4 protein-coding genes and 1 tRNA gene are annotated in these 2,555 nt (G+C 24.1%); all 5 read left to right on the forward strand.

Translation table 11 applies throughout. From position 1 onward, the window contains the following. Positions 1 to 96: 96 nt before the first annotated feature. The 5 genes from RYM86_RS18455 to RYM86_RS18475 all read left to right on the forward strand — a co-directional run bounded on the left by RYM86_RS18455 (position 97) and on the right by RYM86_RS18475 (position 2,201). Positions 97 to 173: transfer RNA gene (locus RYM86_RS18455), tRNA-Arg, on the forward strand. Between the two features lie 306 nt (positions 174 to 479). Continuing rightward, complete coding sequence (locus RYM86_RS18460) at positions 480 to 749, forward strand: hypothetical protein (RefSeq protein ID WP_315082308.1); 270 nt, start codon at positions 480 to 482, stop codon at positions 747 to 749. A gap of 23 nt (positions 750 to 772) precedes the next feature. Continuing rightward, positions 773 to 1,369: a hypothetical protein gene (locus RYM86_RS18465; protein ID WP_315082311.1), complete on the forward strand. Its 597-nt coding sequence runs from the start codon at positions 773 to 775 to the stop codon at positions 1,367 to 1,369. A gap of 18 nt (positions 1,370 to 1,387) precedes the next feature. Beyond that, positions 1,388 to 1,849, forward strand: coding sequence for a M13-type metalloendopeptidase (locus tag RYM86_RS18470; protein WP_315082309.1), 462 nt, complete (start codon positions 1,388 to 1,390; stop codon positions 1,847 to 1,849). After that, on the forward strand, positions 1,821 to 2,201 hold the full coding sequence (locus RYM86_RS18475; protein WP_315082310.1) for a M13-type metalloendopeptidase: 381 nt from the start codon (positions 1,821 to 1,823) through the stop codon (positions 2,199 to 2,201). The genes RYM86_RS18470 and RYM86_RS18475 overlap by 29 nt, the downstream gene beginning before the upstream one ends. Positions 2,202 to 2,555: the final 354 nt, after the last annotated feature.

A 2,555-nucleotide genomic window follows, 5' to 3' on the forward strand; every position in this document is an offset into this window, starting at 1 on the left:
AGAGCCCTAGCCTTCCAAGCTAGTTACGTGAGTTCGATTCTCATCACCCGCTCCAATAAAACAACTGATATCAGTTGTTTTTTATTTTATATTTATACATCTATAGCTCAGCTGGATAGAGCGTTGGACTTCGAATCCAAGCGTCGCAGGTTCGAATCCTGTTAGGTGTACCAAAAACATAGTAATACCAATAGTTTATAGACAGTATAAACTATTGGTATTTTTTTTCTCTTCTTATATTTTTATTTGGATTTTATTTCATATTACTATTTATTAACTTATATGTGTTTAAAAAAAAGTGTTTATATATGCATAATTAAAATTGGCAAGGTAATAGAATTTAGAAATACTACTATAATTTTATTTTAACCAAAACTTTATAGTGTTATATGTATTATTTATTAGTTAATGCTAAATAATAATACAAGTAGATTTTAGATTGTATATAAAAATGTTTATATAAGAGGAGATTATAAATAATGAGGAATTTATCAAATAAAATACTATATAGATTTTTAGTAATATTTTTAACTATATTGTTATCTTTTAATAATTTTTATAACTATGCTTATGCATATAGTATACATAAAGTAAATAGCAAGAGTGAAGTGGGATTAGAAGATGATTTTTATGATTATACAAATGATGATTGGTTGAGCAAAGCCAAACTACCTAAAGGATATACAACCTATAGTTTTTTTGAAGAAGCTAATATAAAAGTAAAACAAGATTTAAAAGATATTATATAGAAAAAACTGATTTAAATAAAAAAATAGAAACTGAATATAAGAAATATATATCGAAATTATATAAGTCGATTGGAGAATCTAGAAATAATGCTAATAAAAAGGCGGAGCAGTTTTATAAAATAGAAAATAATTTGGTTAAAGATATTCCTACTATAAAACAAAATGCAGAAGAATCAGATACAATAAAGAAATCTTACAATATATATTCACAAAAAGAATTAAATGAATTAGCTCCTAATATTAAGTTTGATGAAATATTTGAGAAATTAAAAATTGACGAACCTAATAAAATAGTTGTAAATAATCCACAACATATTAAAGAATTAGATAAGCTTATGATTGAAAATAATATTGAAGATATAAAATTATTTTTAGAAACTAATATACTTATGAAAAGTTCAAATTATTTATCAAAAGATTTTAGAAATGCTAATGATAATTTAAATAAAATAATTTATGGAGTAAAAGATAAAATAAGTGATGAAGAAAGAGCAATTAATTTAGTTAATTCGGTTTTAAGTGAGCCATTAGGAAAAATATATGTAAAAAATTATTTTAGCGAAGATTCAAAAAAAGAAGTAGAAGTATTAACTTCTGAAATAATAGATAATTTTAAATAATTTAGATTGGATGAGTGAATGTACAAAAGAAAGAGCAATAAAAAACTTAATAATATTAATGTTAAGATAGGATATCCAGAGGTGTGGACAAATTATGCACAATTAATAATAAAAAGTCACAAAAGTTGTGGATGTTTATTAGAAAACGTATTAAATATATGTAATTTTCAATTAAAAGAAGAATTATCATTGTTAAATAAAGAAGTAGAACATAATTCATGGGAAATGTCACCTCAAACAGTTAATGCATATTATAATCCAACTAAAAATGAAATAGTATTTCCAGCAGCAATACTTCAGGAGCCGTTTTATGATATAAAAAATAGTAAAATGAAAAATTTAGGGGGCATTGGAGTTGTTATTGGTCATGAGTTAACTCATGCATTTGACAATACAGGTTCAAAATTTGATGAATGTGGAAATTTAAATAATTGGTGGACGGATAAAGATTATGAAGAATTTAATATTAGAAGTAAGTAAAGTAATGAATTATTACTCACAGATACAAATTAATAATGGAGAATTTGTTAATGGAAAACTTACAGCAGGTGAAAATATAAGCGATTTAGGTGGGGTTGCATGCATAATAGATATAGCTAAAAACATTAATAATGTTAATTTAAAGGATCTATTTAAAAATTATGCAATTATTTGGAGAGGGATTAGCACTAAAGAAATGGAATATTATCTTTTGAAAAATGATGTACATTCGCCTAAAAAGGTAAGAGTTAATACTGTATTAAGTCAATTTGAAGAATTTTATGATGTTTATGGAATAAAACAGGATGATGATATGTATGTATCACCGGAAAATAGAATAAAAGTATGGTAGTAAGTTAATAATATGGTAAAAACATAGCCTAGTGTATCAGTATGTGGATAATTAAGAAAAATATAATAAATATTAATAAATTAAAGATATTCTCTAATAACAGATAATTAGATATATATTTACATTATCTGATATGATAGAATAAATCTCGTCGCTGAGGTGACAACAAACAACACTACAAATTATGTTTAAATAAAACATTAAAAAAAGTGTTGACACAAATTGAGATAAATGATAATATTAAGAAGTCGCTTAAGTGCGACAGATTAAAACAAAAGTTGACAATAAAGTCAACAAAAAGAAAATTTGGTCTTTGAAAATTGAACAGAAATCAAGAAACATTAAAATAAACCA

Source organism: uncultured Clostridium sp. (genome assembly GCF_963527835.1).
Lineage (GTDB): Bacteria > Bacillota > Clostridia > Clostridiales > Clostridiaceae > Clostridium.

Bases quoted from the DNA above. Each gene is read 5' to 3' on its own strand.
- RYM86_RS18470 (WP_315082309.1), top strand. From the start codon at position 1,388: ATGTACAAAAGAAAGAGCAATAAAAAACTTAATAATATTAATGTTAAG.
- RYM86_RS18475 (WP_315082310.1), top strand. From the start codon at position 1,821: ATGAAGAATTTAATATTAGAAGTAAGTAAAGTAATGAATTATTACTCA.
- RYM86_RS18460 (WP_315082308.1), top strand. From the start codon at position 480: ATGAGGAATTTATCAAATAAAATACTATATAGATTTTTAGTAATATTT.